Source organism: Microbacterium sp. (genome assembly GCF_031988965.1).
Taxonomy (GTDB): domain Bacteria; phylum Actinomycetota; class Actinomycetes; order Actinomycetales; family Microbacteriaceae; genus Microbacterium.
The window spans coordinates 1-3,652 of the sequence record NZ_DALZXX010000133.1 but is presented as its reverse complement, the minus strand read 5'-3'; the positions used below and the strand labels follow the sequence as shown (position 1 = coordinate 3,652).

5 protein-coding genes are annotated in these 3,652 nt (G+C 69.6%); 3 read left to right on the top strand and 2 right to left on the bottom strand.

Features of this window, described 5'->3' with window-relative positions:
- Nucleotides 1-240: hypothetical protein (locus tag RTM68_RS15465; RefSeq protein ID WP_312172580.1), on the top strand; the 240-nt coding region annotated here is incomplete at its 5' end.
- Between the two features lie 67 nt (nucleotides 241-307).
- Here the strand turns inward: RTM68_RS15465 and RTM68_RS15460 are convergent.
- Together RTM68_RS15460 and RTM68_RS15455 are read right to left on the bottom strand one after the other, a co-directional pair.
- Nucleotides 308-778, bottom strand: a complete 471-nt coding sequence (locus tag RTM68_RS15460; protein WP_312172577.1) for a recombinase family protein — start codon at nucleotides 776-778, stop codon at nucleotides 308-310.
- Between the two features lie 52 nt (nucleotides 779-830).
- Nucleotides 831-1,820: a malate dehydrogenase gene (locus RTM68_RS15455; protein ID WP_312172575.1), complete on the bottom strand. Its 990-nt coding sequence runs from the start codon at nucleotides 1,818-1,820 to the stop codon at nucleotides 831-833.
- 103 nt (nucleotides 1,821-1,923) lie between these two features.
- On the opposite strand from RTM68_RS15455, the gene RTM68_RS15450 reads away from it, so the two are divergent.
- Nucleotides 1,924-2,805, top strand: coding sequence for a neutral zinc metallopeptidase (locus tag RTM68_RS15450; protein ID WP_312172573.1), 882 nt, complete (start codon nucleotides 1,924-1,926; stop codon nucleotides 2,803-2,805).
- 10 nt (nucleotides 2,806-2,815) lie between these two features.
- The coding region (pip, locus tag RTM68_RS15445) for a prolyl aminopeptidase (RefSeq protein ID WP_312172570.1) at nucleotides 2,816-3,652 on the top strand (837 nt) is incomplete at its 3' end.

The following is a 3,652-nucleotide window of genomic DNA, read 5'->3' as shown; positions in this document are numbered from 1 at the left end:
CTTCACGTGATCCTCACGCGTCGCACCGGTGGAGCGAGCCGCGCCGCCTACGACCCGATCATCCAGCGCATGACCGACCTCGGCGCGACCGGCATCCTGCTCTCAGGCAGCCCGGAGGAGGGCCAGCTGATCGGCAAGGTCAAGGCGATTCCCGCGATCCCCGGTCGTGCGCAGATCGTCAGCCGCGATCGTGGGCTCGTGTCCGCTCAGCTCCTGTGGGTGCCGCCGAAGTACCAGTGATCGACCAGCCATGAACGCAGAAGGGCCCGCCGACGATGTCGGCGGGCCCTTCGCGTGTCAGCTCAGCTCAGCGCACCGCGTCGGCGAGGTGCCGCGCGTCGTGGCTCAGCACCTTGACGATGATGCCGTGGCGGCGCAGCTCGGCGGCGGCGCGCACGCCCTCGTCGGCGTCGCGTCCCAGGGCGTTGATGTTCGCCACGACGAGCACGTCGCCCTTGTTCAGCGTCGCGATGAGGCGCGACAGTCGGTCGCTCCAGCTCTCGAGGATGTCGGGGGCCGGGTGACGGAAGCCCTCGATGGGGACTCCGAACCGGGTCAGGTCGTCGCGCTGCTCGACGACCGACGGCATGCCCTCGCGTGAGACGACGAGTCCCACGAGTCGAGAGCCGTCGGGGCGGGCAGACCAGAAATCGCGGTTCTGCTGCAGCTCGGTGAAGCACTTCGGGCATTCCGCTGCGGCGTGCGGCAGATGCAGCGGGCTGGTCAGCGCCTCATCGACGGATGCCGCGGTCTTCAGTGGATCGATCGTCTCGCTCATCGCGCACCTCCGGCATCCATTCTGCCCTGTCAGCGGCCGGAACGGGGACTGCTCACAGGAGCCCGAGAGACCTGACCGCGTCGCGCTCCTCGATCAGCTCGGCGACCGACGCGTCGATGCGCGCCTGTGCCCACTCGCTCACCTCGAGGCCCTCGACGATCTGCCACTCGCCGTCGACGGCCCGCACCGGGAACGACGAGATGAGTCCGGCGGGCACACCGTACTCGCCGTGCGAGACGACACCCGCCGAGGTCCAGTCCTCGGTGCCGTGCACCCAGTCGCGCACGTGGTCGAGGGCGGCGTTCGCGGCGGAGGCGACAGACGATGAGCCGCGCACCTGGATGATCTCCGCCCCGCGCTTGGCGACCCGCGGGATGTAGGTGTCGGCGAGCCAGGCCGGCACATCGCCGACGATCGCCTCGAGCGCCTCGGTCACGGGGCGTCCGGCCACGGTCGCGTGCGAGACGTCGGGGAACTGCGTCGCCGAGTGGTTGCCCCAGATCGGCACACGCCTGATCGTGTCGACGGGCGCCGCGAGAGTCTGCGCGAGCTGGGCCCTTGCGCGGTTCTCATCGAGTCGCGTCAGCGCGGTGAAACGCTCGGCGGGCACGCCGTCGGCCGAGGCGGAGGCGATGAGAGCGTTGGTGTTCGCGGGATTCCCGACGACGGTCACCCGCACGTCCGACGAGGCGTGTGCGGCGATCGCCGCGCCCTGCGGCCCGAAGATGCCGGCGTTCGCGGCCAGCAGGTCGCCGCGCTCCATTCCGGGTCCGCGCGGACGTGCGCCGACGAGAAGGGCCAGATCGCAGCCGTCGAAGCCGACGGCGGGGTCGTCGGTGACCTCGACGTGCTCGAGCAGACCGAAGGCGCCGTCCTGCAGCTCGAGAGCCGCGCCCTCGGCGGCACCGATCCCCTGAGGGATCTCCAGCAGCCGCAGCCGCACCCTCTCGCGCGGGCCGAGCAGGTCTCCTGCGGCGATGCGGAAGAGCAGCGCGTACCCGATCTGTCCGCCTGCGCCGGTGATGGTGATCGTGGTCGTCATGACACGAGCCTACGTCGCCAGGATGCCGGTGTGACCGGAGATGAGGGCGACCCGCGAAGAACCGCGCGCTCCGGGGTGACGATGTGCAGAGTACCCTCATGGCATGACCTTCAATCCCGACGCCGATGTCTCCGGAAACACCGCCCGTCGCCGCGGACGCGGTGCCGTGGTCGCCGGGGCGGGTGGCGTCGGGCTGCTCGGCATCATCGCCCTGATCGCGGGTCCCCTGCTCGGCATCGACCTGACGGGTCTGCTCGGCGGGGGAGGCGGCACCGGCGGCGGAGCGGAGCCGTCGGAGGGCAGTGTGATCGAGAACTGTCTGACCGGCGAGGACGCGAACGAGAACGTCGACTGCCGGGTGGCGAGCTCACAACTGGCGCTCGACGGCTTCTGGGAAGACCACGTCGACGGCTACCGGGCCCCGGGGTTCATCATCGTCGACGGGGCGACGGCGACAGGGTGCGGTACGGCGTCGAACGCGGTCGGTCCGTTCTACTGCCCGCCGGATGAGACCGTCTACATCGATCCGTCGTTCTTCCAGCTGATGCAGCAGCAGTTCGGCGCATCCGCCGGCAACCTCGCCCAGCTGTACATCGTCGGCCATGAGTGGGGTCACCACATCCAGTACATCACCGGCGACATGGAGCGGTATCCGAACAACGGCACCGGTCCCGACAGCAACGGCGTGCGCATCGAGCTGCAGGCCGACTGCTACGCCGGAGCGTGGATCGGTCAGATGACGCAGGAGACCGACAAGAACGGCGTCCCGTACCTCCAGACGCCGACCGAGGCGGAACTGCAGGATGCCGTCAATGCGGCGTACACCGTGGGCGACGATCACATCCAGGAGCAGTCCGGCTTCGTGAATCCCGAGAGCTTCACGCACGGCACGAGCGCCCAGCGTCAGGCATGGTTCGCGACCGGCTACAAGTACGGTCTCGACACGTGCGCCGAGCCTCTCACCGCCTCGGCCGGTGACCTGTGAGGCTGGAGGCATGAACCTCGACGCGCTGTATCCGCCGATCGAACCCCACGACACGGGGGAGCTGCTCGTCGGCGACGGTCACCGCGTCTACTGGGAGGTGAGCGGCAACCCCGAGGGCAAGCCCGTGGTGTTCCTGCACGGAGGCCCGGGGAGCGGCACGTCGGCCTGGCAGCGCCGGTTCTTCGATCCGGAGCGGTACCGGATCGTGCTCTTCGATCAGCGCGGATGCGGTCGCAGCACCCCGCACGCGAGTGCTCCCGACGGGGACCTGCGTTTCATCACGACGGCGCACCTGATCGCCGACATCGAGCTGCTGCGCCGGAATCTCGGCATCGAGGCGTGGCAGGTCTTCGGCGGGTCGTGGGGCAGCGCCCTCGCTCTCGCCTACGCGCAGGCGCATCCGGAGGCCGTCAGCGAGCTCGTGCTCCGGGGCGTCTTCACGCTGCGTCGCGAAGAGCTCGAGTGGTTCTACGAGGGCGGTGCGGCAGCGCTCTTCCCCGATCTGTGGGAGGAGTTCCTCGCTCCGATCCCGGTGCTCGAGCGCTCTCACATGATCGATGCGTACCACCGCCGTCTCTTCGATCCCGACCCCGCCGTGCACGAGCCGGCCGCCGTCGCGTGGTCGCGCTGGGAGGCGTCGACCGTGACGCTGCGACCGGATGCCGCGCAGATCGAGTCGATGTCCGACCCGCGCACGGCCACCGCGTTCGCGCGCATCGAGAACCATTTCTTCGTGCACCGCGGCTGGTGGACCGAGGGGCAGCTGATCGCCGGCGTCGAGAGCATCCGCCACATCCCCGCCGTCATCGTGCAGGGGCGCCACGACGTGTGCACGCCGATGATGACC